The following is a 23751-nucleotide window of genomic DNA, read 5'->3' as shown; positions in this document are numbered from 1 at the left end:
AGTTGTATTAAAATTAGTTACTACCTTTTACTTGGCTCATTACTTCTTCAGCGAAGTTATCTTCTTTTTTCTCGATACCTTCACCAACAGCATAACGAGTGAAGCCAGTTACGTTACCGCCAGTAGACTCTACGAAAGTACGTACTTTTTGGTCAGAGTTTTTAACGAAAGTTTGGTCAAGTAAGCAAACGTCTTCGAAGTATTTACCAAGACGACCTTCAACCATTTTCGCTACGATGTTTTCTGGTTTACCTTCGTTTAACGCTTGCTCCGTTAATACTTTGCGCTCGCGTTCAACTTCTTCTGCAGAAACTTCGTCACGAGATACGTAAGTTGGGTTAATTGCAGCGATATGCATTGCGATATCTTTTGCAGCAGCAGCGTCAGTAGAACCTTCAAGAACTACTAATACACCAATACGGCCGCCCATGTGTAAGTAAGCACCGAAAGCGTCTGCATCTGTTTTAGTTTTGATTTCGAAACGACGTAAAGAGATTTTTTCTCCGATTGTTGCGATAGCTGAAGAAATGTAATCAGAAACTTTCGCACCGTTAATTTCAGTTTCTAAAGCAGCTTCAACGTCAGCTGGTTTAGTTGCTAAAAGGTGAGCAGATAATTCTTCTACTAAAGCGATGAATTTGTCGTTCTTAGATACGAAGTCTGTTTCAGCGTTGATTTCAACTAAGATTGCTTCGTTACCTTGTTCTAAGATGTAAGTAGTACCTTCAGCAGCGATACGGTCAGCTTTTTTGCCAGCAGCAGCTAAGCCTTTTTCGCGTAAGAAGTCAACTGCAGCTTCGAAGTCACCATCAGTTTGTACTAAAGCTTTTTTACAGTCCATCATACCTGCGCCTGTTTTTTCGCGTAATTCTTTTACCATTTGTGCAGTAATGTTTGCCATGTTGAGTTTCCTCCTAAGATCTATTTGAAAATTTTAATTAACTATTCATACTTTAAGCGATAATGTATGAATTTTCAACGGTTCACACAGTATCGCAAAAGTTTTCTCAAAAAAAGGTGATAAGGGTTTGATCCACTTATCACCTTTTCTAAAAATGAATTACTCTGCTGCAGCTTCTTCAGCCACTGGAGCTTCTTCTTCACCTTGTTTAGCTTCTAATAAAGCGTCAGCCATTTTAGCAGTTAATAATTTAACAGCGCGGATAGCATCATCGTTTGCAGGGATTACGTAATCAATTTCATCTGGATCACAGTTAGTGTCAACGATACCAACTAGAGGGATGTTTAATTTGATTGCTTCTGCAACTGCGATACGCTCTTTACGAGGGTCTACTACGAACATTACGTCCGGAATAGCTTTCATATCACGAATACCGCCTAAGAATTTAACTAAGCGCTCGTGCTCTTTTTTAAGTTGGATAACTTCTTTTTTAGGAAGTACAGCGAAAGTGCCATCTTCTTCCATTTTTTCGATATCTTTCATACGTTGAACACGTTTTTGAATTGTACCGAAGTTAGTTAAAGTACCACCTAACCAACGTTGGTTGATGTAGTAGTTACCAGAACGTTCTGCTTCTTCTTTGATCGCTTCTTGTGCTTGTTTTTTCGTACCAACGAATAAAACTTTACCACCGTCTTGACCAACTTGACGCATGAAATCGTAAGCTTCTTCTAATTTTTTAACCGTTTTTTGTAAATCGATAATGTAGATACCGTTACGCTCAACGAAGATATATTTCTTCATTTTTGGGTTCCAACGGCGAGTTTGGTGACCGAAATGTACACCAGCTTCAAGTAATTGTTTCATAGAAATTACTGACATGAGTGTTTCCTCCTAATATGTTTGGTTTTTTTCCTCCGTATTCTTCATCTGCAACAAGCTACCCGTGAGTCACGAGCACCACTTACTACATCAGAATACGTGTGAATTGGTTTAACACCGTTTGTAAATATATCATACCTAGCTTTCAAGTGCAACTACTTTACGCGTGAAACTTTACTAAAAGCTCAATTTCAGTTTTACCACGTTGCATCATTTTCGCGATTTCCTCTATTGATTTGCCCTCTTTATAAAGCACAATTACTTGCTGTTCAAATGATAGTTCTTGCATTACTGGTGGTTCTTTTGTAAACATCTCTGTTTGTACTTGTTCAAGTTCTCGATTATCATCTGTTTGTACTTTTTGCTTGCTATAAGCACTTGCTGCTTTTTGTACGGACATAAATTTTCGAGGTTCAAATTCTTGAGGCTCTTTATGGACAGTAGTATTTATGGGTTCGACTTGTACTTCATGATCAGCTAACTCAGCAAATATTTTTTTTGCATTTACAGAACTTGCTGACGAAGTTTCAACTTGAGTTGTAACCGGTGCTGTTTTAGGTATACTAACTTTTGCTGTTTTTAATTCTTGAATGAGGCGATCATTCTCCTCTTTCATTTCCATTAAATACACACTTATTGCATTATCCATCTCTTCTACTAATTGATTTTGTCGAATTTCTAATTCTTTAAATTTCGATAATTTACTATATTGCAGTACAACCATAAAAATTGTAATTAGTTGAATGACAAATAGGGCAGTTATTAATGCTGTTATCATACTTTCTCCTAACCGCTTAAATCAACAAAGTTCCCCTTAAAAGGATGCTGTGCTTTTTGTTGTAGCTGTTGCTTTTTCTTCTTTACTTGTCGGTCAGGCGATTGCCCTTGTTCATTTTCTCTTTCTTTTTCCCCATCAACGACATCCATTTTTTCTGTTTCATTTACAGTAAATTGCTTGCGTTCTATTTCTTTTTTTAATGCTTCATTTGCATGCATTTGTTGGAGAATATTATTTTGTTGTTGCTGATCTGCCACTTTCCCTGCGTCAAATGTTTTTGGGATTGCAATCTGTAACTCAATGCCTTTTAAGCTCATCGGAAATCCCTCCTACGTATTAACCATTTCAGAAGACAATAATTTACGTAACTTAAACAATGCTTTGGAATGAATTTGAGAAATGCGCGAAGTCGAAAGTTCTAACATTTCGCCAATTTCAGTTAACGTCATTTCTTCCGTGTAAAATAAGCTAATAACCAGCTGCTCTTTTTCATTTAGTTTTTGAATTTTTTCTGCTAGATCACCTAATAGCTCTGTATGTACCATTTGCTGTTCTGGTGTTTTTGTATGATCATCTCGAATGACGAAAGATTTCCCTTCAGCTTCCTCTTGATCTAGCTGTTCATTTATCGATAGAACATTTGAGAAAAAGTGCTCATGAACCGTTTGATAAATCTCCTCAACCGGTAAATTCATATGCTCTGCAAGCTCTTCTGGTGTAGCATGGCGCATTAGTTTTTGCTCAAGCTGCTCAATTTGTGCATCTAGCTTTTTCGCCTTTTCACGCGCAGAACGTGGTAACCAATCTTCTTTACGAAGTCCATCAATAATTGCACCGCGTACCCGAAACGATGCGTATGTATCAAATTTCAAATCACGATTTATATCAAACTTATTTAGCGCATCAAATAATCCCATCATTCCTAGACTTGTTAAATCATCTCGCGAAACGTTTTTTGGTAATCCAACAGCAATCCGTTGTACATGATACGAAACGAGTGGCTTATATTTTTTTATTAGTAAGTCGCCTGCTTCTGGATCTTTGTCTTTTATCCAGCGAAGCCATAGTAATTGCTCTTCTGCATGTCCTTGTTCAGTCACTCGTATCACCTCTCTCATGAAATGTAAGCATAATTATTAACCATTATATCAAAAAGCATACAAATAAACATGTGACCGAAGAATGAGACACAATAATTTCATAGAAAAGAGCTTACCTGGAAAGTATTTTCCAGACAAGCTCTTTGCGCCGAGGAAGGCGAGAATTTATTCTGGCCACCGCAGAAGCACCGCCTTCAGCGGTTTATTATCACATGAAGAGACACTGTAAAAAAGTTTATACTTTTTGCACAGCCCCTTTTAAACAAACTTCTCTTTATTCCGAAGAGTATTTGACAACACTTCCAAACTATTCACTTAACGTGAAACGACTTCCTCACCATGCAACATTGAACGTACAACTTGAGCAATTTCTTCTGTGTTTTCTTCTTCAAACTCTGCTGTTGTACGATTGTTTTGAGGAATAAATTGCTTGTTTCCGTCTTCTTCAACAAAAGCACCATCATTAATTATTTCAGTTTCATTATGTACAACGTCTTCCGGTGTATAAAAGATATACCCCACAAAGTAACGGACAGCAAACATGGCGATGAAGCCAATAAGTGCCGCAACAGCTGCAATACCGATTGTCGGCCATGGCATAGCATACGGATCACGAATTGCCCAAATGAAATAAACAGTGAATGAAAATAAAGCACCCCAGAAATTATAAAAAAGCGATCCAAATATCAAATGTCACTCACTCCTTGATTAACTGTCCGTACATTTAATTTATTGGTGTCAGGGTTAAATTCAATTGTACGGCCACTATTACCGCCCGTATCTTCCGCAACGATTGGAATATTTAACTTTTTCAATTGTGCCTTTACAGCCTCTACATTCCGAGGGCCAATGCGCATCGAATCTTTGTCCGAAGTAAATTGAAACATTTGGGCGCCACCAGCAATTTTCGCCTTGAGTTTAAAGCTCTGAACCCCTTCACGCTTTAGCATATCTACTAAGCCATTGACTCCTGTATCTGCAAATTTTGCTACATTAATTGATTCAGTACGATTTAAACCAGAATCAGGTAACATGACGTGGACCATGCCAGCTATTTTCTTTGATTCATCATAAATGACGACACCAACACACGACCCTAAACCCGACGTACGAATCGTTCTAGGGACTTTTACTACATCCATTTGTGCAATGCCCACTTTTACTACATCGTTCGTGTTTGTTAAAATCATGTAGTCGGCACCCCTAAAGCTTTAAAGATGGATTCAAAGGAATCAGGATCCGGCAATAAGAAAAAGTGACCTTTTACGGCCTCATCGTCAGAAATAACTTCTTCATAAATGGATGTATTAATAACAATTACAGTATCACTTACTTGTGATAATTCAATTAACCCAATACTTATAATTGCACCGAACATATCGATACTTAAGCCAGGTACAGTTGGATATATCTTTAAGCCTGTGAAATCAGATAATGCCGATAAATAAGAACCCGATAAAATATTCCCCATTTCTTGCATCGCTGATAAACCTAATTCAGAGCATGGTGGCTTACTAAAATCAAAAGATTCATCACGAATTAAGCGACGGATAAAGCGATTTGCTTGCTCCACAGGTAACACGAAAAACATACTTCCTTCTGCGTCCCCCTCAATACGGAGAAAAATCCCTACCACAACATTCTCTGATCCACCTGCAAGCTCCATCATTTCATTAAAAGAAACCATTTTGACATCGGGGACGCGCATATCAATTTTCTTTTGCAATAAATCTGATAATGCCGTTGCTGCATGGGCAGCACCTATATTCCCAATTTCTTTTAATACATCTAAATGGAGCAAAGTAATTTTTTCATTGAAGTTCATTTTTTAATCCCTACTTTAATAGATTCTAGGCAAGCCAAAAGTTTGCCTAGAAAATTAATCGTTAATCTAGTGGATTTAACACTTTATCTAAGTGAAGTAAAATTAATAAGCGATTATCTAATTTTGCTACACCTGCGATAAACTCTTCTTCTAAAGAACCTACTACTTCAGGTTGTTGTTCAATCGATTCTGCATGGATATCTAAAACGTCATTTGCTGAGTCAACAACAAAGCCAACATCCATTGTTTCTAGCGTGATGATAATGATACGTGTCGATTCTTCGTTGCTTGAAATCGGTAAATCAAAACGTTCACGTAAATCGATTACAGGCGTTACAACCCCGCGCAAATTAATTACACCTTTTACGTAGCGCATCGTTTTAGGTACACGTGTAATATGCATTAATTTTTCAATCCCTTTTACATGGGAAACAGGAATTGCATATTCTTTATCAGCTAATTGAAACACAATGACTTTCAAATTTTTTTGCTCGATTGCATTTGTCATTATTCACACCTCTTATCCTATTTACTTCATAAGTGCGTTACAGTCTACGATTAACGCTACTTTACCGTTACCTAAAATTGTTGCACCTGAAATTGCAAAAATGTTAGTTAGGTAGTTACCCAATGATTTTAAAACAATTTCTTGCTGACCGATGAATGAATCAACGACTAATCCAGCTAACTTATCGCCTTTACGTACAATAACTACTGAATGGAATCCATCGTCTTTTGGTTCTTGACGTGGTACTTCAAAGATTTCTTCAAGGAATACTAATGGTACAACTTTGCCACGGAAATCAATTACTTTTTGATTATGGGCATTTAGAATATCTGAGTTACGGATAATCGATGTTTCGATAATTGATGATAATGGAATCGCATAAATTTCACGTTCAATTTCAACTAACATTACAGAAATAATCGATAATGTTAACGGTAATTGAATTGAGAATACTGAACCTACATCTTGTGTTGAATCAATCGAGATGTTCCCGCCTAAAGATTCAATCGTTGTTTTTACAACATCTAAGCCTACGCCACGGCCCGATACGTCAGAAATGACATCTGCAGTTGAGAAGCCTGATGCTAAAATCAGTTCGTTAATTTGCTTTTCTGTCATCGATAACGATTGTTCATGCGTGACAACACCTTTTGAAATTGCCTTTTGTAATACGCGATCACGGTTAATACCTGCTCCGTCATCTTCAATTTCGATGAATACATAGTTACCGCTATGATATGCTCGAAGCTCTACTGTACCTTCTTCTGGCTTACCTTTTGCACGGCGTACTTCTGGTGATTCAATACCATGGTCAACTGAGTTACGAATTAAGTGAACTAGTGGATCACCGATTTCGTCGATTACAGTTCTGTCAAGCTCAGTTTCAGCACCGATAATATTTAGATTAATTTTTTTGTTTAAATCACGAGATAACTGACGTACCATTTTTGGGAATCGGTTAAATACGGTCTCTACTGGAACCATTCGCATCGTTAATACAATATTTTGTAAATCACCCATTGTACGGCTCATACGCTCAACGGTTTCGTTTAACTCACTGTGATTTACATCAGTAGCAATCGATAATAAACGCCCACGGTCAATTGCAAGTTCTTCGAATAAGTTCATTAAAATATCAAGGCGCTCGATATTTACACGAATTGTTTTACTTGTTGTATGACCGCCAGAAGATTTATTGCCATTTGTGCTTGTTGCTGCTTTTGCCTCTGCTGGCGCTGTAGTCGGTGCTATTGGTGCAACTTCCGTAGTGGCAGCAACTTCTTGGACTGCCACTGCAATTTCCTCGGTTACAGATGTAGCTGACGTTTTAAATACATCTTGATTAATTTCATTGACCTCTACACGATCAACCTCTGAGACTTTCATCAGCATTTTTTGTAAGTCTTCAGCTGGCTCTTTTGAAATGTACGCTACATGGAACTCACTATCAAATTGCTCTTCTTCTAACTTATCGACAGTTGGTAATGATTTAATAACATCACCGTTTTTCTCTAAAATTTCAAATAACATAAAAACACGAGCCGCTTTTAATAAGCAATCTTCACGTAAAGTAATTGTAATTTCATATGCGTTAAAATCCTGCTCAGAAGATTGTAAAATGACTGTTTTTTCAAAGTCATCATACTTTAATTTTAAATTTGCATTTGATGTTATCCGTGGATCAGCAACAGGAGCAGTAGGCGCTTTTGCTGCTGCAACCGGTTCACCAGATTCGATACTCTTTAATTTTTCAACTGTTTCTTGAACATTACGTTTTCCATTGCCTCCATCAGCAATGTCATAAACCATTTCTTCTAAATGATCTACTGATTCAAAAACAACATCTAAAATTTCAGGTGTTACTTTAATTTTTTCGTTACGGATTGCATCTAACACGTTTTCCATTTTATGTGTTAAATCAGCGAGATCTTCGAAGCCCATCGTAGCAGACATACCTTTTAAAGTATGAGCTGAACGGAAAATTTCCCCAACAATAGCTAAATCTTCCGGGTTTTTTTCTAATTCTAATAAGTGTTCGCTACAAGCTTGTAAATGCTCTTTACTTTCTTCAATAAACATTTCTAAATATTGATTTACTTCCATTTAAAAGGCACCCCTTTTTAAGGCATATATTTCATAATTGTTTGTGCAATATCATCAACATCTGCCACTTCATCAACGAGCTGCGTTTCCACGGCAGCTTTTGGCATTCCATATACAATACATGTATCTGCTGACTCTGCAATTGCAATTACATTTCCTGTTTTCTTTAAAGCAACAAGCCCTTTTGAACCATCATAGCCCATACCTGTCATAATCACAGCTACTTTATCGAAGTCTGAGTATTGACTAACATCTTCAAACATCACATCCACTGAAGGACGATGACCCGAACGAGGCGGCTCATTTTGATCAAGTGCAATCGCAAAAGTTGAACCGACTTTACGTAATTTCAAGTGGTAACCACCTGGTGCAATATAAGCTGTCCCCTTTTGTAATATATCGCCCTGTTCTGCTTCTTTTACATGTATTTGACTTAATTGATCTAACCTAGTTGAAAGTGATTTTGTAAACCCTGCTGGCATATGCTGTACAATCAAAATTGGCGCATCAACATTGGCAGGAATTTTTGTAATAACTTCTTGTAAAGCTCGAGGTCCCCCAGTTGATGTCCCGATTAAAATAATTTTTTTAGAATGTTTATTCCAATCTACTTGATTTGTAGGTTTCTTAAAAACTGGCATCGGCTTTGGTGGTACGATACTCGACGTAACCGTTTCTGTTTTTTCTGGTGTCGATAGTTTATTTGTTGTTAAAGTTGTTGAAAAAGAAATTGGCTTTTTCAATTTTGCTATTGGTACTCTTGCTGCTTCGACAACCTTATGTACGAGCTCGTCTTGGATTTTGTGTAAATCCAATGAAATAGTGCCACTTGGTTTAGCTACAAAATCTACAGCTCCATACTCCATTGCAATTAGCGTATTTTCTGTACCTTTTTGAGTGGTACTCGAAAGCATTACAACAGGCACGGGGCACTGAACCATAATTTCTTTTAGTGCGTCTATACCATTCATTTCTGGCATTTCAACATCCATCGTCACAACATCTGGGTTTAGCTGTTGAATTTTTTTAATTGCGTCTTTCCCATTGCGCGCAGACCCCACAACTTCAATTTGTAAATGGTCAGTAAAAAAATCACTAATTAACTTCCGCATAAATGCCGAATCATCAACTACTAATAACTTTTTTTTCTTTGCGTTGTCCATTTACTCACGACCTTTCGAAAAGATGCTTTTTAATTTTGATATGAACTTATTCGATTTTTTACCAGCATGTACCTCTTCCATTTCATTTTGATAATGTAAAAATTGCTGGACAATTTTTTGCATTGTTCGTGAAATGGGTGCATCTGGATATAATGTTGTAAACAATGATTGCTGACGAACTGCTTGGCGAACTACTGGATCTTCTGGTAATGACCCTAATACGACAACTTCTTTTTTTAAAAAATGCTCCATCACAGTTTTTAAACGTTTTGTCGTATCTTGACCTTCTTCAATATTAAAAGCCCGATTACATAAAATATAAAATGTTTTCGAGTCATCTTTTAAGTGGATGAATTTCATCATCGAATAGGCATCCATAATCGATGTTGGTTCTGCTGTTGAAATGACAATCATTTCGTCAAGTGATGTCAATAATTCCAATGACCATTCAACAATACCTGCGCCCATATCAAACAGCACAAAGTCATAATCTCGTTGAAGCGTCTCTAACGCTGTAAGTAATCGACCGAATACCTCTGGTGACCAATCCATTAACGAAGACATGCCCGAACCACCTGATATATAATTCATACCTTCAGAAGTCGTAACCATAACATCCTCTAAAGCTAAATTTCCATCTAAGTAATCCTTTAAACTATATTTCACGGATTTTCCAACTAAAATATGCACATTGCCCATTCCAATATCCATATCCAATATTACTACTTTTTTACCTGATTTAGCCAACATTGCAGCAAAGTTCGTTGTAAAGTTGCTTTTGCCAACTCCGCCTTTCCCACTAATCACCGCAATTGACCGACCTATCCCTACATCAGTCCCAAGCATTTTTTGGCGAAGTTTTTCAGCTTGATCTTTCATCTAAATTCTCCTTGAAAAAAAGCTCTAGTAGACTATCACTACTTGGCTGTTCGATATCCTCTGGTACTTCTTGACCATTGGTATAGTACGCGAGTCCTTTATTATATTTAATCATTAAATTAAACATAGTGCCAATAGAATTTGTCTCATCTAACTTTGTAAAGATAAATTTCTCAATTATTAAGTCCTTAAATTGTTCAATTATGGACTCTAAGTCTTTTTGCTTAGCTGTCAAGGCTAATACTAAGTATGATTCTGCTTGTTCATTAAAATTTATTAATGCCTTTAAATCATCCACATACTTTGCTTCACGGTAATTGCGTCCGGCTGTGTCGATGAAAATTAAATCTAAATGGGATAGCTTTTTTATTGCTGCAGCGTAATCCTCTGCATTATAAACAACTTCCACTGGTGCCTGGAGTAATGCTGCATACGTCTTTAATTGTTCAATTGCAGCAATTCGATACGTATCGGTTGTGATAAAGCCGATTTTCTTTTTCTTTTCTAATACAGAGCGCGCAGCCATTTTCGCGATTGTAGTTGTTTTTCCAACGCCTGTTGGACCTAAGACATTGATGTATTTTTTTTCATATGACAATCCACTTATCGGCAACGCATAGAGTTCTTTACGTAAAAAGTCTTTGGCGATTGTTTGCATTTCATCCCATGTAATAATGTTACCATTATTATTGTAATGAATAAAAAGCTCATCACAAATTACCGTGATAAGCTCTTCTCCAAGTTCCTGCTGTTTTAAAAAATCGACAAATGGTAAGAGTTCATCTGGATATTGAGATTGTGTCGACATGCGTTGCATAGACTGCATGATAGCTTTTAAATCCGCAATTTCTTTTACCAGATTTTCTGGTAATGATGAGTTGGCCTGAGGAGCTTTCGCTGGCGCGGGCTTCTCAGGTTGAATCATTGGTTGACTTAGTATATATGGCTGTTCTTTATCATTAGTTGTAAACGATGGGATGTCTGGTAAAGATGGAATCATCGGCTTCTTTTCGATACGATCATAGCCCGCTACTACTTCATAGCTTTTGTTTTTCACTAATCCAAAAAACTTCTTAATTACAACAACCTTTGAATTTAAAATAACGGCATCGTCACCTAAATCTGCACGAATTTGCTTCATAGCCTCTGCAATAGATGCCGCATTATATTTTTTCATCTTCATTCAACATTCACCACCCCTACACTTTGAATTTCTACTGCTGCATCAAGCTCGTTATATGAAAGTATCGGAACTTGAGGGAAATAACGTTCTGTTAATTGTCTTAAATACATACGAACACCTGGTGAGCATAGAATAATTGGCGATTGTTCCATATATGAAATACGCTCTACTTCTCTTGCAATTGCTTCTAGTACAAACTGTGATTCTTGAGGATCCATTGCTAAATAATTCCCGTGATCCGTTTGCTGAATACTATCGGATATTAATTTTTCAACATTTCCTGAAACTGTAATCACTTTTAAGGCCGGCTGACCAGCAACATATTGTGCCGTAATTTGACGTGCCAATGACTGACGAACATATTCCGTTAATATATCCGTATCACTCGTTAATTTTGCATAATCAGCAAGCGTTTCGAAAATAATTGGTAAGTTACGGACAGATACATTTTCACGCAATATCTTTGCCAATACTTTTTGTACTTCTCCAATTGAAAGTGGTGTTGGAATTAAATCATCTACCAATATCGCATGTGTTTCGCGTAAGTGATCGACGAGTTGCTTCGTCTCTTGTCGACCTAATAACTCATGGGCATTTGCACGGATAATTTCCGTTAAGTGTGTAGATACGACGCTTGGCGGGTCAACTACTGTATAGCCATACATTTCTGCGTCTTCTTTTACTTCTTCGGTAATCCATTTCGCCGGAAGACCAAATGAAGGTTCAATTGTATCAATACCATCAATCGAATCATCGTCACCAGGGCTCATTGCTAAATAATGGTCTAACAGTAGTTCGCCACGTGCCATTTCATTGCCCTTTATTTTGATGCGGTATTCATTCGGTTGAAGCTGAATATTATCTCGAATTCGCACAATAGGAATGACAATTCCTAGCTCCAGTGCTAACTGACGACGAATCATAACAACTCGGTCCAGTAAATCCCCGCCCTGTGCTGCATCTACTAACGGAATAAGCCCGTAACCAAATTCAAATTCAATTGGGTCAACATTCAATAAATTAATAACATTCTCTGGACTTTTCATCGTATCGCTTGCTACTTCTTCTTCGAACTCCAAAATTTCTTCTGGTGTTTCGACTTTTTTATTATCCATTAAGTACGCACCTACCGCTAAAGCGATTGCGATTGGAATTGTAATCCAGTCTGGAATTGGTGTAAATATACCTAATAAGAAAATCGTCGCACCTGCTACGTATAATAACTTGGATTGGGCAAACAGCTGGTCTGTAATATCTGCACCAAGATTCCCTTTTGAGGCAGCACGTGTTACTACGATACCCGTTGCAGTAGAGATTAATAGTGCTGGAATTTGTGATACAAGACCATCACCGACTGTTAGCATTGAATATTTAGCTGCCGCCTCGCCAAAGCTTAAATCCATTTGCATCATTCCAATAATCATACCGAATAGTAAGTTAATCCCTACCATGATAATCGAAGCAATGGCATCCCCTTTTACGAATTTTGTTGCCCCGTCCATAGCTCCATAAAAGTCTGCTTCGCCAGATACTTTTTCACGGCGTTCACGAGCTTCTTTTTCAGAAATGATACCAGCATTTAAATCGGCATCAATACTCATTTGTTTACCTGGCATCGCATCTAATGTGAAACGTGCAGCTACCTCAGCAACACGCTCCGAACCTTTCGTAATTACGATAAACTGAATAATAACGAGTAATAAGAAGATTACGAGACCGACTAATATATTTCCGCCCGTTACGAAATTACCAAATGTTTCAACTACTTTACCTGCATCTCCTTCTGATAAAATTGCACGTGTAGTCGAAACAGATAACGCTAAACGGAACAGTGTTAATAATAAAATAACGGTTGGGAAAATTGAGAAGTCTAGTGCTTCTTTCATATTCATTGCCGTTAATAATACTAGTAATGCGAGTGTTATATTAACAATAATTAAAAAACTTAATAACCAATGTGGGAGAGGGATGATGAGCATTGCTACAACCATAATAACTGCAGCTAAAACCCCCATGTCGCGTATTTGCATTGTTGTCCCTCCTGAAATTCTACGTTAAATTTTGCGCTTAATACGATATACGTAAGCAAGAACCTCTGCCACCGCTTTGAAAAATTCCTCTGGTACAGCTTGTCCTATTTCCACTTGATCGTACATAGCGCGTGCCAATGGTCGATTCTCAACCATAATGACATCATGTTCTTTTGCAATCATTTTTATTTTTTGCGCTACAAAATCCGTACCTTTCGCAACAACTCTTGGTGCATCCATTTCATTTTCATCATACTTTAACGCAATTGCATAGTGCGTCGGGTTTGTAATAACAACGTCCGCTGAAGGAATTTCTTGCATCATACGGCGCATCGCCATTTCACGTTGACGCTGCTTTATTTTTGATTTAATAAGCGGATCTCCTTCTGAGTTTTTGTACTCATCTTTAATATCTTGCTTAGACATCTTCAATTGCTTTTCATATTCGAAACGTTCGTAAATGTAGTCAAATAACGCGATGGCGACTAACATTAGCGAAGCCGCAATGCCCATAATAGCCGATAAATATGCAACTGTTGCTAAAATTTGTCCGGGACTATGTAACGCTAACGAAAGAACTTCTTCTAAATAAACAATAATAACAATCGTCGTAACCGCGCCAATTAACGTAACCTTTAATAAGGATTTCACTAAGTTGACAATCGCACGAACTGAAATAATTTTTTTAATCCCTTTAATCGGGTCCATCTTTTTTAAATCAAGTTTTAATGTCTCTGTTGAAAATAATAAGCCAAACTGAAAAAAGTTAGCTCCAATACCTGCAATCATAGCAACCAGCATTATTGGTAACGTAATAATCGCCATTTCCTTTAAGGACTCCACATACATATCCATGACAGTATCTTCATTTAATGTTTCAATTAAAAGATTGCGGTTTAGCGCCTGCAATAAAAAGCCTTTTACACCCTCAAACATAAATGGCGCAAAAAATAGCAAAAAGAAAAAGGTAATTAACAATAACACGGCTGCCGTTACATCTTGGCTTTTTAAAACTTGTCCTTTTTTACGTGCATCTTGTCGCTTTTTTGGTGTCGCCTTCTCCGTTTTTTCACCTGCAAAAAACTGAAGATCTAACAATACTAATAGCTTCATATCCACGCTATTCACCACCTAAAATAACCATTAAATCACGTAAAGAAATAATCATATATTCAATTAGTTCTTTCATAACTCCAACTAATACACCCATAGTGACGATTAAGACAAGAAAGCCAACTGCGATTTTAATCGGGAAACCAATAACGAAAATATTCATTTGAGGAACAGTTTTCCCAGTAATCCCTAACGCTAACGTTACTAAAAATAGTGTTGCAACTATTGGAGCTGACATTTGAAACGCTATAGCAAAAACAGCGACAAACATTTTCATAATAAAAAGTACAGTTTCTTCTTCCCCAAAATTAGGGAAAAATTGATCCATTGGCATAAACTGATAACTATAATAAATGCCATCTAAAATTAGATGATGGCCATTTATAGTAAGTAATAATAGAAGTGAGAGAAAGTTTAAAAATTGCCCCATTAAAGGCGATTGTGTACCCGTTTGTGGATCGATAATGTTAGCCATGGCAAATCCCATTTGGAAGTCTATGAAGCCACCAGCAATCTGTATAGCCGACATAACCATTGTGGCAGCTAAGCCTAGCATCAATCCAATCAACGCTTCTTTTAAAACGAGCAATATGTATTCTCCATTAATTTCAAATGGCTCTATGTCGAATGTATAATACATCATCCATGCTAACGCAACCGCTAGAACAATTCGAACTTGTTGAGGAATTGTTCGATATGAAAATAAAGGGACTGATACAAAAAATGCAGAAACCCGAACCACAATTAATAATAAAATCGATATATTAGGCAATACGTCAAGTAGCTCTGTCATCTATTCACCCAATAAATCGCACTAAATTATTTAAAATGCCATAAAAATAATCTGTCATTCTCGAAATCATAAACGGTCCAAAAAAAATGAGCGCTACTAACACAGCGACAATTTTTGGTACGAACGCTAATGTTTGCTCTTGAATCGAAGTTGTTGCCTGAAAAATACTTACGATTAAGCCTGATATTAATGCGACCAACAATAGTGGTCCTGAGACAATTAATACCGTAAACACTGCGTTTTCTGCAATTGCAATGACCATTTCTTGTGTCATTTTGTATCATCCCCTAAAAACTTTGAAGTAAAGATTTCATTACTAAATACCAACCATCAACGAGTACAAATAATAAAATTTTAAATGGTAGTGAAATCATTACTGGAGGCAACATCATCATCCCCATTGACATAAGCGTACTTGCAACGACCATGTCAATAACTAAAAATGGAATGAAAATCATAAAGCCCATTTGAAATGCTGTTTTAATTTCACTTAAGGCAAAGGCTGGTACTAGATATGTTAACGAAATTTCCTCAATCGTTTCTGGATATTCTGCTTCGTTATATGCTAAAAACAGCTCTAAGTCCTTTTGTCTTGTATGTTTTGCCATAAACTCTTTAAAAGGTATTGTCGCTCGCTCATATGCCTCTTCTAATCCGATTTCTTCATCGAATAATGGCTGAAGCGCTTGCTCATTCACCTCAGAAAAAGTTGGTGCCATAATAAAGAATGTTAAAAATAATGCCAAACCAATAATTACTTGGTTTGGGGGCATTTGGTTTGTTGCAAGTGCCGTACGTGTAAAAGAAAGGACAATTACAATACGTGCAAACGACGTCATTAGAATGAGAATACTTGGTGCTAATGAGAGGACTGTCAGTAGGAATAAAAGCGTAACCGATGTCGAAACATTACTCGGATCACTTTCTGAAAAAACAGACAGCAGATCGTTCATCGATTATCACGCTCCTGTTCTTTCCAACGCTCTAATTCATCACTTCGTTGTTGTTTGATTTCATCTAATTTTTCACTAAACATGTCATTAAATTTTGGACTATTCGAAATATCTTTTGGCTGATCTTTTTTTGAGAATTTCTTAAATAATTCCGTAATATATGGTTGTGTTATCACCATTTTTTGACCTTGCTCAATTTGGTACAGTAATTGTTCAACTTCTTCAGCAGATTCAATTTCTTTAATCAATTGGATATCTTCCCCTACACCGACTACATAAATTCGTTTACCGATATGTAATAATTGTACGGATTTTTGCTGTCCTATAGACAAACCACCAATGTTTTTGATTATGGTATTTTGTTGATACGCTAAGTTACGCTTATTTAAAAATTTAATAATTACTAATAATAGCCCAATGACAAATGCAAGAGCTAATACGATTTTTATGTAGTCCCATACCCCTACACTAACAGATGCCGACTCAGTAGATTCTGTTTCGGCATCTGTTGAGTTGTCTTTTGAAATGTTTTCATCTGAACATAATTCAGGGTTTTCATTACAGTCGTCGTATACGTTACTTACCATCGCAAAAGTGCCATTTGAAATTGGTGAGAACAGCACAGTTAACCATACTATTCCAACAACTAGCCAAATTCGAAATGAGTTTTTTGCTTGCATAAGATCAACCTAAAGCTTTTTGAATTGCTTCGATTACACGATCAGCTTGGAATGGTTTTACAATGAAGTCTTTTGCGCCGGCTTGAATCGCATCGATAACCATTGCTTGTTGCCCCATTGCTGAACACATAATTACTACTGCACCTGGGTCTGTACCTTTAATCGCTTTTAATGCTGCGATACCGTCCATTTCAGGCATTGTAATATCCATTGTTACTAAATCAGGACGTAATTCATTGTACTTTTCTACAGCTTGTAATCCGTCTGCTGCTTCCCCTATAACTTCAAAACCATTTTTCGTTAAAATATCCTTAATCATCATGCGCATAAAAGCTGCATCGTCAACAATTAAAATCTTTTTAGACATATTCTGATTCCTCCAATTAGAAAACTATCTTAAATTGTTCAAGCGATCTGCTTGACTTAAAATATCTGTGATTCGAACACCGAAGTTCTCATCAATTACTACAACTTCGCCTTTCGCAATTAAGCGACTGTTCACTAAAATATCAACAGGCTCACCTGCAAGTTTATCAAGCTCAATAATTGAACCACTAGAAAGCTCTAAAATCTCTTTTACTGAGCGTTTTGTACGCCCCAGCTCTACAGTTACTTGTAATGGAATATCTAGTAACATATTCAAATTGCGTGCTTCAGTTTGCGAAATATTCGCTGAATCGAAGCTTGCAAATTGAGCTTGTTGAATATTGGCAGGTGGTGCTTGATACACCGGTTGCTGCTGCATTGGCTGTTGATACATTGGTTGCTGGTACATCGGTTGTTGCATTGGTTGTTCATACATTGGTTGTTGGTAAACCGGTTGTTGCATTGGTTGCTGAACAGGCTGTTGTACTGGCTCTGACTGAGGTACAGATTGTATAGCTGGTGTCGGTGGTGCTGGCGCTATAGTAGCTACTGGTTCATCAGTCTCTCCCATTAATGACTTTACTACTTTTTTACTAAATTTTAAAGGTAATAGTTGCATTAAATTTGAATCGATTAACTCACCAATTCGTAATCGGAATGAAATTTTCACCAATAGATCATCTGGCGGGATATTATCAGCACCTTCATTTTTCGAAATATTCATTAAATCGATTGAAGGTGGCGAAATATCGACCTTTTGGTTAAACATAGTAGACATCGATGTTGCAGCAGAACCCATCATTTGATTCATTGCTTCTTGTACAGCACTTAATTGAATTTCACTTAATTCTGGTTTAGGATTTAACCCATCTCCACCTAGCATTAAGTCTGCAATAATTGCTGCATCCGATTGTTTGATTACCAATAAGTTCATACCCGATAATCCAATTGTGTATTCCACTTGAATGGCAACATACGGATGTGGGAATTCATGTTCCAGACGATTTCGATTTATCATTGCAATACTAGGTGTAGTAATATCAACTTTTTGTCCTAGTAAAGACGAAAGTGCGGTAGCCGAACTACCGAAAGATATATTTCCAACCTCACCTAATGCATCAATTTCTATTGGACTTAAATGATCTTCAACTTTAATTTCTTCTGTTTCTACACTTTGGCTAGCAGCAGGAACATCCTCTAATGTCTCGCCCCTTAATAGAGCCTCAATTTCTTCTTGGGAGAGCATTTCATCACTCATCTTCGTCTCCTCCTTTCAAAGGGTCGATAATTTGAACAGCCATTTTTTTATTTAATTTACCTGGCTGTACGGTGAACTTCGGTAAGTTCCCGACTTTTAATGTTAATGGGTTTTCAATTTTTTGATCTAATTGAATGACATCCCCCATTGCCATCATTAAGAAATCTTCAATCGTAATATCCGTTGTTCCTAATTCAGCAATGACTGGTAAATTTGCTTGTTTCACGCGTGTTTCAAGCATTTTAGTTTGCTCTGGAGACATTTCTTTTGTGTTAGTTTGCATCCAATAACGAACTGATAAGTTAGGCACGATCGGCTCAAGTACTACGTGAGGAATACAAATATTAATCATCCCTGTTGTTTCACCAATAATCGTATTTAACGAAATAACGACAACCGTTTCATTAGGCGATATCATTTGTAAGAATTGAGGATTCACTTCTAATTCTACAAGCATCGGGTCAATTTCTGCGATATTTTCCCAGGCCTCACGTAAATTGTCGAAAGAACGCTCGAATAGATTCGTCATTATTTTTGTTTCAATTTCAGTTAAATTATCCACGTTGCTATGACTCGTACCGGTACCACCCATTATTCGATCTAACATAGAGTAGGCGATATTCGGATTGATTTCCATTAAAATATTGCCATCTAGTGGTGGTACTTCGAATACGTTAATTAAGGTCATATTCGGAATGGAACGAACAAATTCTTCAAAAGGAATTTGGTCAACCGATGCTACTGTTATTTGAACATAGCTTCTTAGCTGTGCTGAAAAGAATGTTGTTAACAGGCGAGCAAAGTTTTCGTGTATTCGGGTCAAACTTCGGATTTGGTCTTTTGAGAAACGAAGCGCGCGTTTAAAGTCATATACTTTTACTTTGCGTGTTTCTTCGTCTTTTTTCATGTCTGCTGCTGACATTTCGCCAGTTGAGATAGCAGATAAAAGCGCATCAATCTCAGACTGTGACATTATATCTCCCGCCATTTGCCCACCTCCATTTCATGATGATTCAAGTTGTAATTGAATCGGTTATTGAAGTACATAAGAAGTAATGTACACTTGTGTTACTTCACCATTTTGCATTAACTCATTTACTTGCGATTTAATGGCATTTTGGAATGTAACTTTACCTTGTTTTCCTTTTAAAGCTTCTTCTTCCATTTCAGAAAGTTCTTGGATAAGGAGATTTTTCACTTGGAAATCACGTTTTAATAACTCTTCACCAGCTTCTTTGTCTGATGCTTGGAGTGTTACTGAAACTCGTACAAAGCTTCCATCCGCTAAATTCGTCGTGATTTCTGGGATGTCCACCTTAGATTCAACAATTTCATCGATTGTTGGACCTTTGGCTTCTCCTTTGTCGAGTTGTGTTAATAACACTACCACGATAACACCGATTAACGTAATCGTCACTAAGATAATGAGCATAATCGTTAATAATTTATTATTCTTCATTTTCTTCACCTCTTAGATGCGGGTTTGATAAAACTTGTATATGTTGATAAAAGGTTTTCACCTTTTGTCGCACCTGTTCTTCAGTTTCTAAAACAATGAATTTACGCCCAGTCGTCAGCGTAATCGTAGTATCAGGAAAAGCTTCGACTGTTTCTATGTATAGAGCGTTTAAAGTAAATGCTTTACCATTTAGCTTTGTTATTTCTATCATTGAAATAGGGCCGGACCTTCTATGAGAGCCGGCCCGACCCCCCTTTACAATGAGTTTTTTATGTTACATTAGGTAATTATCGTTTTAAGTTAACAAGCTCTTGTAAAATCTCGTCTGATGTTGTGATAATACGAGAGTTTGCTTGGAAGCCACGTTGCGCAACGATCATCTCTGTGAACTCTTCAGATAAGTCAACGTTAGACATTTCTAGGAAGTTCGAGTTTACTGAACCAATACCAGCCTGTGTACCTACTTGAACTAATGGATCCCCCGAGTTTGCTGTCACTTGGAAATAGTTAGAGCCTGTTTTTTCAAGACCTGATGCATTCGGGAATTTAGCAAGTATTAATTGACCAGCGAATTGTAACTTCCCGTTCACATCAACATAGTGTACAGAACCATCTTGTCCGATTGACATTGATTGAGCATTTGTAGGGATTTTGATTGCATTTGTTTCAATCGAAATAGCGCCATCTTCATATAAATTATCTACGCCAATTTCTCCTGCCGCAGTAGCTTTATCGTTATCCGATTCACTTGTAGCATCCTCAGCTACTTCACCGTATAATGTTTCGTTAGCATAGCCAACTAAGTATTTACCATCGCCATTAACTAAGAATCCATTACGATCCATATAGAAGTTTCCTGCACGTGTATATTGTGTATTTGTAAAACCTTCACCGTAAAGTGCGTTGTCTGTTAAAGAAGCCATATCCTCAGTATCTGGCATTTCTTCTGCAGCAGAATCCGCTACCATGAAGAATCCATCACCCGAAATAGCTAAGTCTAATGTACGACCAGTAGATTGCATTGAACCTGGACTATGAATCGTATCAATTGCAGCTAATTGTGAACCTAAACCAACTTGAATGGCATTGACACCACCACGCGAAGCAGATGGACCTGAAGCACCTGATTGTGTTTGTGAAATTAAATCTTTAAAAATTGTACGCTCTTTCTTGAAACCGTACGTATTAACGTTGGCAATATTGTTACCAATAACATCTAATTTGGTTTGGAAGTTTTTTAATCCTGAAATACCTGAATACATTGAACGTAACATAAAATGTCGTTCTCCCTTCAATCTTCAATTTTACATTGGATCTTGTCTTTTCTCGTTGCTGTTTCAATCAGTCCACAGCAATAGGCATCCTTACTTCTGAAGGTCCGGCCTATAAAACAATCGTACCGTCAATATTTGTGAATAGTTGCTCTTTTGCTTCATTTCGATCTAACACCGTAATCACGGTCGCATTTTTCGCGCTCACGACTAATGCTGCTTGGTCTAATAACACTAACGGTTTATTAACGCCTTTATCTTTCGCTTCAAATACTTTTTCAGTAATTTGCTGCCATTCCCCTTCTGAAATTGCAATATTTCGTTCATTCAGACGTTCTGTGGCATGCTTACTAATTTTTAATTGTTGATCCGATGCTTGCTTTAGATGATCAATAAACGATTGCTTAGTCGTTGCATTAACCTGTTGTTTTACAGTCGGTTGTATAGGAGGATGATACGGTATATGTTGAATACGAACGCGATTCATCTCTATCACCTCTTATTCAGTTACAGATTTCGTTTCAGAAGAATTTTTATCCTCGTCTGTTTCTTCCTTCGAATCTTCAATTACTGTGAATTGATCTTTTGTTAGACGAGATCCATCATTTAAAATATATTCGATGTCTCCATTCTTTTTATGAACAATGGATTCAATAACCGCATTAATTAGTTCATCAGTCGTTGGAGACTTGTATTGTACGGTTTTCCCTAATAATTCACTTGCTTTCACGATTGGGTTCGCTGGAGTAGGAGGTGCTGTTTCTGTTGTTCCCCCACTTAAAATGGATGAAATATTACCAGGTGAAATTTCTTTTCCATCAGCTAATACAAACACGACACCGCCATCAACAAATTTTAATTCCTTAATGACACCTGTTCCTTCGTTTATAACTGGCTTGCCTTCACTATCCAATTCTTCCGTTATTTCATGCCACTTTACTTCTTTCCCAATAAATGTTGAATAACTCATCATTTGTGATTGTTGTTGTGACATTAATAAATCTTCCATCGCTTTTGTCATATTTTGCATTTGCTCTAAAGATGAGAACTGCGCCATTTGTGCGATAAATTCTTTATCATCCATTGGACTTGTTGGATCTTGATTTTGAAGTTGAGTAATTAAAATTTTTAAAAACGCATCTTTACCAAGTGCACCGTTATCTTGTTTGTCTGTTATTTTGAAGTTGGGATCATTTGTTGGTATATAATAATCTTTTGTAATACCCGTCATCTACTCTACCCCCTCACTTAATAAATCTTTAAAGGAAATTGTTTCTTCTTCACTATCATTGTCTTGCTCTTTATTTTCTTCTTTTTGATGACCGAAGAAGTTATTAAAGAAGCTTTGATCACGTGTATTGCGGTCAGCATCTTGTAAAGATTGCGCAATATCGATACGATCCATTTGAATGTTTTGTGAAACAAATCCTGCTTTTAATTGGTTAATATTATTTTCTAATAACTCTTTACCTAATGGAGTTGTTGCTAATAGACGAGCCGTTAATACGCCATCTTTTTGTACTAATTCAATACGAATTTGCCCTAGATTTTCTGGGAATAATTTCAGGAATAATTTCATATTTCCTTGTTGCCCAGAAACTTGACTACGGTTAATTAAGTTTTGAATTTCTTTAACAAGTGCTTCCGATTGTGCTGGCTTTTCGGCTGGTAATGTAATCGTTACCGTTTTTGTTTGCGTTACTTGCTGCTGCAAGCCTACTGTAGGTTGTTCTGTTTCAGTTTTTACAGTTGTTTGTTGTGTTGTCTGAGCTGATTGTTGTTGCGTTACTTGCTGAACCACTTGCTCAAATGTTGTTTTAGGTGTTTGTTGTGCCTGTACCGATTGCTGTGCTTGATTTGCTAATGCAAGTAGCGCATCTTTTAAGCTTGAAAGCTGTACTTCTTGCTGGTATACCGTATCAACTTTTGCACCGACTAATTCCGCTAGCTTTAAAAATTGAACAACTTTCTCCATCTCATTTGGCTCGATATTTGATTGTTGTGTGCCTTGTAATGCTGCCATAACTTCACTTAAAATTACTGGTGCTTGCTCAATAATTGACCAAATATCTGTAATTTCAAGCTGTGTATCTTGCCCTACTAGCTGCTGGATAATTTCGGTTAATTGCTCTTGTGTTAACCCTAAAATTTCTGTTAAGTTTTCTAACGAAAGCATTTCATCCATGGCAACAGGCATTTTCTCTTCACCCACAAATACGAATAATCCAGCTTCGTCCATTTCAATTCCTAACTGCGCTAATAAATCTTCTAAGGAGTCTGTAGCTAAAGTTGTAGCAATTTCTTCAACATTATTTAATGATTCCGTAGATGTAGTAGATGATGTTTCGGTTGAATTATTTGTTGACATCATCGATTTAAAGACACTACCAAACGTATTAGATTCTGTTGCACCTTTTTCTACGGCATTTTTTTGTGTAGGTTGCTGGACTTTATTTGCAGACATTACTTGTAACATTGCGATATTCATTCTTTCCACCTCCTTTCA

At 37.0% G+C, this 23751-nt stretch carries 28 protein-coding genes; all 28 read right to left on the bottom strand.

What is annotated here, in order from left to right:
* Window positions 1-13: 13 nt before the first annotated feature.
* The 28 genes from tsf to LZ480_RS03460 all read right to left on the bottom strand — a co-directional run bounded on the left by tsf (window position 14) and on the right by LZ480_RS03460 (window position 23733).
* Complete coding sequence (gene tsf / locus LZ480_RS03595) at window positions 14-901, bottom strand: translation elongation factor Ts (protein ID WP_241368010.1); 888 nt, start codon at window positions 899-901, stop codon at window positions 14-16.
* Window positions 902-1060: 159 nt separating this feature from the next.
* On the bottom strand, window positions 1061-1783 hold the full coding sequence (gene rpsB / locus LZ480_RS03590; RefSeq protein ID WP_241368009.1) for a 30S ribosomal protein S2: 723 nt from the start codon (window positions 1781-1783) through the stop codon (window positions 1061-1063).
* Between the two features lie 160 nt (window positions 1784-1943).
* Window positions 1944-2561, bottom strand: coding sequence for a DUF6115 domain-containing protein (locus tag LZ480_RS03585; protein WP_241368008.1), 618 nt, complete (start codon window positions 2559-2561; stop codon window positions 1944-1946).
* 8 nt (window positions 2562-2569) lie between these two features.
* The gene (locus tag LZ480_RS03580) at window positions 2570-2878 is read right to left on the bottom strand and encodes an RNA polymerase subunit sigma (protein ID WP_241368007.1); all 309 of its coding nucleotides are present in this window, start codon (window positions 2876-2878) and stop codon (window positions 2570-2572) included.
* Between the two features lie 12 nt (window positions 2879-2890).
* Complete coding sequence (locus tag LZ480_RS03575; protein ID WP_241368006.1) at window positions 2891-3679, bottom strand: FliA/WhiG family RNA polymerase sigma factor; 789 nt, start codon at window positions 3677-3679, stop codon at window positions 2891-2893.
* A gap of 297 nt (window positions 3680-3976) precedes the next feature.
* Window positions 3977-4351, bottom strand: a complete 375-nt coding sequence (locus tag LZ480_RS03570) for a multidrug transporter (protein ID WP_241368005.1) — start codon at window positions 4349-4351, stop codon at window positions 3977-3979.
* Window positions 4348-4851 (bottom strand): chemotaxis protein CheD, encoded by a 504-nt coding sequence (locus LZ480_RS03565; RefSeq protein ID WP_241368004.1) that lies wholly within the window; start codon window positions 4849-4851, stop codon window positions 4348-4350. Before LZ480_RS03565 ends, LZ480_RS03570 begins: the two co-directional genes overlap by 4 nt.
* A complete protein-coding gene (locus LZ480_RS03560) occupies window positions 4848-5486 on the bottom strand; it encodes a chemotaxis protein CheC (RefSeq protein ID WP_241368003.1) in 639 nt (212 codons plus the stop codon). Before LZ480_RS03560 ends, LZ480_RS03565 begins: the two co-directional genes overlap by 4 nt.
* A gap of 61 nt (window positions 5487-5547) precedes the next feature.
* Window positions 5548-5994 (bottom strand): chemotaxis protein CheW, encoded by a 447-nt coding sequence (locus LZ480_RS03555; RefSeq protein ID WP_241368002.1) that lies wholly within the window; start codon window positions 5992-5994, stop codon window positions 5548-5550.
* A gap of 21 nt (window positions 5995-6015) precedes the next feature.
* A complete protein-coding gene (locus tag LZ480_RS03550) occupies window positions 6016-8097 on the bottom strand; it encodes a chemotaxis protein CheA (protein ID WP_241368001.1) in 2082 nt (693 codons plus the stop codon).
* 17 nt (window positions 8098-8114) lie between these two features.
* Window positions 8115-9260 carry a protein-glutamate methylesterase/protein-glutamine glutaminase gene (locus tag LZ480_RS03545; RefSeq protein WP_241368000.1) on the bottom strand — a complete coding sequence of 382 codons (1146 nt, stop codon included), beginning with the start codon at window positions 9258-9260 and terminating at the stop codon, window positions 8115-8117.
* Complete coding sequence (locus LZ480_RS03540) at window positions 9261-10139, bottom strand: MinD/ParA family protein (RefSeq protein WP_241367999.1); 879 nt, start codon at window positions 10137-10139, stop codon at window positions 9261-9263.
* A complete protein-coding gene (gene flhF / locus LZ480_RS03535) occupies window positions 10123-11322 on the bottom strand; it encodes a flagellar biosynthesis protein FlhF (RefSeq protein WP_241367998.1) in 1200 nt (399 codons plus the stop codon). Before flhF ends, LZ480_RS03540 begins: the two co-directional genes overlap by 17 nt.
* Complete coding sequence (flhA, locus tag LZ480_RS03530) at window positions 11319-13352, bottom strand: flagellar biosynthesis protein FlhA (protein WP_241367997.1); 2034 nt, start codon at window positions 13350-13352, stop codon at window positions 11319-11321. The genes flhF and flhA overlap by 4 nt, the downstream gene beginning before the upstream one ends.
* Window positions 13353-13376: 24 nt before the next feature.
* A complete protein-coding gene (gene flhB / locus LZ480_RS03525) occupies window positions 13377-14465 on the bottom strand; it encodes a flagellar biosynthesis protein FlhB (RefSeq protein ID WP_241368650.1) in 1089 nt (362 codons plus the stop codon).
* Window positions 14466-14472: 7 nt separating this feature from the next.
* Window positions 14473-15258, bottom strand: a complete 786-nt coding sequence (gene fliR, locus LZ480_RS03520; protein WP_241367996.1) for a flagellar biosynthetic protein FliR — start codon at window positions 15256-15258, stop codon at window positions 14473-14475.
* A 4-nt stretch (window positions 15259-15262) separates the two neighbouring features.
* Window positions 15263-15532 (bottom strand): flagellar biosynthesis protein FliQ, encoded by a 270-nt coding sequence (gene fliQ / locus LZ480_RS03515; RefSeq protein ID WP_241367995.1) that lies wholly within the window; start codon window positions 15530-15532, stop codon window positions 15263-15265.
* Window positions 15533-15545: 13 nt separating this feature from the next.
* Window positions 15546-16211: a flagellar type III secretion system pore protein FliP gene (gene fliP / locus LZ480_RS03510; protein ID WP_241367994.1), complete on the bottom strand. Its 666-nt coding sequence runs from the start codon at window positions 16209-16211 to the stop codon at window positions 15546-15548.
* Entirely contained in the window at window positions 16208-16891 is a 684-nt protein-coding gene (locus LZ480_RS03505) for a flagellar biosynthetic protein FliO (RefSeq protein ID WP_241367993.1), read from the bottom strand. Before LZ480_RS03505 ends, fliP begins: the two co-directional genes overlap by 4 nt.
* A 4-nt stretch (window positions 16892-16895) precedes the next feature.
* A complete protein-coding gene (locus tag LZ480_RS03500) occupies window positions 16896-17258 on the bottom strand; it encodes a response regulator (protein ID WP_241367992.1) in 363 nt (120 codons plus the stop codon).
* A gap of 24 nt (window positions 17259-17282) precedes the next feature.
* Entirely contained in the window at window positions 17283-18515 is a 1233-nt protein-coding gene (gene fliY, locus LZ480_RS03495; RefSeq protein WP_241367991.1) for a flagellar motor switch phosphatase FliY, read from the bottom strand.
* Entirely contained in the window at window positions 18508-19503 is a 996-nt protein-coding gene (fliM, locus tag LZ480_RS03490) for a flagellar motor switch protein FliM (RefSeq protein ID WP_241367990.1), read from the bottom strand. The genes fliY and fliM overlap by 8 nt, the downstream gene beginning before the upstream one ends.
* Before the next feature lie 45 nt (window positions 19504-19548).
* Complete coding sequence (gene fliL, locus LZ480_RS03485; protein WP_241367989.1) at window positions 19549-19974, bottom strand: flagellar basal body-associated protein FliL; 426 nt, start codon at window positions 19972-19974, stop codon at window positions 19549-19551.
* Window positions 19964-20185 carry a flagellar FlbD family protein gene (locus LZ480_RS03480; protein WP_241367988.1) on the bottom strand — a complete coding sequence of 74 codons (222 nt, stop codon included), beginning with the start codon at window positions 20183-20185 and terminating at the stop codon, window positions 19964-19966. Before LZ480_RS03480 ends, fliL begins: the two co-directional genes overlap by 11 nt.
* A 76-nt stretch (window positions 20186-20261) precedes the next feature.
* Window positions 20262-21248: a flagellar basal body rod protein FlgG gene (gene flgG, locus LZ480_RS03475; protein ID WP_241367987.1), complete on the bottom strand. Its 987-nt coding sequence runs from the start codon at window positions 21246-21248 to the stop codon at window positions 20262-20264.
* Window positions 21249-21357: 109 nt separating this feature from the next.
* Window positions 21358-21732, bottom strand: coding sequence for a TIGR02530 family flagellar biosynthesis protein (locus tag LZ480_RS03470; RefSeq protein ID WP_241367986.1), 375 nt, complete (start codon window positions 21730-21732; stop codon window positions 21358-21360).
* Between the two features lie 12 nt (window positions 21733-21744).
* Window positions 21745-22476, bottom strand: a complete 732-nt coding sequence (flgD, locus tag LZ480_RS03465; protein ID WP_241367985.1) for a flagellar hook assembly protein FlgD — start codon at window positions 22474-22476, stop codon at window positions 21745-21747.
* Window positions 22477-23733 carry a flagellar hook-length control protein FliK gene (locus LZ480_RS03460; RefSeq protein WP_241367984.1) on the bottom strand — a complete coding sequence of 419 codons (1257 nt, stop codon included), beginning with the start codon at window positions 23731-23733 and terminating at the stop codon, window positions 22477-22479.
* Window positions 23734-23751: the final 18 nt, after the last annotated feature.

Origin of the sequence: Solibacillus palustris (assembly GCF_022549215.1) — a bacterium.
Taxonomy (GTDB): Bacteria; Bacillota; Bacilli; order Bacillales_A; family Planococcaceae; genus Solibacillus; species Solibacillus daqui.
The sequence above is the reverse complement of the archived record's forward strand: the minus strand, read 5'-3'. Positions and strand labels throughout refer to the sequence as shown.

Bases quoted from the DNA above. Each gene is read 5' to 3' on its own strand.
- LZ480_RS03580 (WP_241368007.1), bottom strand. From the start codon at position 2,878: ATGAGCTTAAAAGGCATTGAGTTACAGATTGCAATCCCAAAAACATTT.
- LZ480_RS03460 (WP_241367984.1), bottom strand. From the start codon at position 23,733: ATGAATATCGCAATGTTACAAGTAATGTCTGCAAATAAAGTCCAGCAA.
- flgG (WP_241367987.1), bottom strand. From the start codon at position 21,248: ATGTTACGTTCAATGTATTCAGGTATTTCAGGATTAAAAAACTTCCAA.
- LZ480_RS03565 (WP_241368004.1), bottom strand. From the start codon at position 4,851: ATGATTTTAACAAACACGAACGATGTAGTAAAAGTGGGCATTGCACAA.
- LZ480_RS03555 (WP_241368002.1), bottom strand. From the start codon at position 5,994: ATGACAAATGCAATCGAGCAAAAAAATTTGAAAGTCATTGTGTTTCAA.
- fliM (WP_241367990.1), bottom strand. From the start codon at position 19,503: ATGGCGGGAGATATAATGTCACAGTCTGAGATTGATGCGCTTTTATCT.
- flhB (WP_241368650.1), bottom strand. From the start codon at position 14,465: ATGAAGCTATTAGTATTGTTAGATCTTCAGTTTTTTGCAGGTGAAAAA.
- flgD (WP_241367985.1), bottom strand. From the start codon at position 22,476: ATGACGGGTATTACAAAAGATTATTATATACCAACAAATGATCCCAAC.
- LZ480_RS03550 (WP_241368001.1), bottom strand. From the start codon at position 8,097: ATGGAAGTAAATCAATATTTAGAAATGTTTATTGAAGAAAGTAAAGAG.
- LZ480_RS03480 (WP_241367988.1), bottom strand. From the start codon at position 20,185: ATGATAGAAATAACAAAGCTAAATGGTAAAGCATTTACTTTAAACGCT.
- rpsB (WP_241368009.1), bottom strand. From the start codon at position 1,783: ATGTCAGTAATTTCTATGAAACAATTACTTGAAGCTGGTGTACATTTC.
- fliY (WP_241367991.1), bottom strand. From the start codon at position 18,515: ATGAGTGATGAAATGCTCTCCCAAGAAGAAATTGAGGCTCTATTAAGG.
- fliL (WP_241367989.1), bottom strand. From the start codon at position 19,974: ATGAAGAATAATAAATTATTAACGATTATGCTCATTATCTTAGTGACG.
- LZ480_RS03560 (WP_241368003.1), bottom strand. From the start codon at position 5,486: ATGAACTTCAATGAAAAAATTACTTTGCTCCATTTAGATGTATTAAAA.
- tsf (WP_241368010.1), bottom strand. From the start codon at position 901: ATGGCAAACATTACTGCACAAATGGTAAAAGAATTACGCGAAAAAACA.
- fliQ (WP_241367995.1), bottom strand. From the start codon at position 15,532: ATGACACAAGAAATGGTCATTGCAATTGCAGAAAACGCAGTGTTTACG.
- fliR (WP_241367996.1), bottom strand. From the start codon at position 15,258: ATGACAGAGCTACTTGACGTATTGCCTAATATATCGATTTTATTATTA.
- LZ480_RS03500 (WP_241367992.1), bottom strand. From the start codon at position 17,258: ATGTCTAAAAAGATTTTAATTGTTGACGATGCAGCTTTTATGCGCATG.
- LZ480_RS03585 (WP_241368008.1), bottom strand. From the start codon at position 2,561: ATGATAACAGCATTAATAACTGCCCTATTTGTCATTCAACTAATTACA.
- flhF (WP_241367998.1), bottom strand. From the start codon at position 11,322: ATGAAGATGAAAAAATATAATGCGGCATCTATTGCAGAGGCTATGAAG.
- fliP (WP_241367994.1), bottom strand. From the start codon at position 16,211: ATGAACGATCTGCTGTCTGTTTTTTCAGAAAGTGATCCGAGTAATGTT.
- LZ480_RS03470 (WP_241367986.1), bottom strand. From the start codon at position 21,732: ATGAATCGCGTTCGTATTCAACATATACCGTATCATCCTCCTATACAA.
- LZ480_RS03505 (WP_241367993.1), bottom strand. From the start codon at position 16,891: ATGCAAGCAAAAAACTCATTTCGAATTTGGCTAGTTGTTGGAATAGTA.
- LZ480_RS03575 (WP_241368006.1), bottom strand. From the start codon at position 3,679: ATGAGAGAGGTGATACGAGTGACTGAACAAGGACATGCAGAAGAGCAA.
- LZ480_RS03545 (WP_241368000.1), bottom strand. From the start codon at position 9,260: ATGGACAACGCAAAGAAAAAAAAGTTATTAGTAGTTGATGATTCGGCA.
- flhA (WP_241367997.1), bottom strand. From the start codon at position 13,352: ATGCAAATACGCGACATGGGGGTTTTAGCTGCAGTTATTATGGTTGTA.
- LZ480_RS03540 (WP_241367999.1), bottom strand. From the start codon at position 10,139: ATGAAAGATCAAGCTGAAAAACTTCGCCAAAAAATGCTTGGGACTGAT.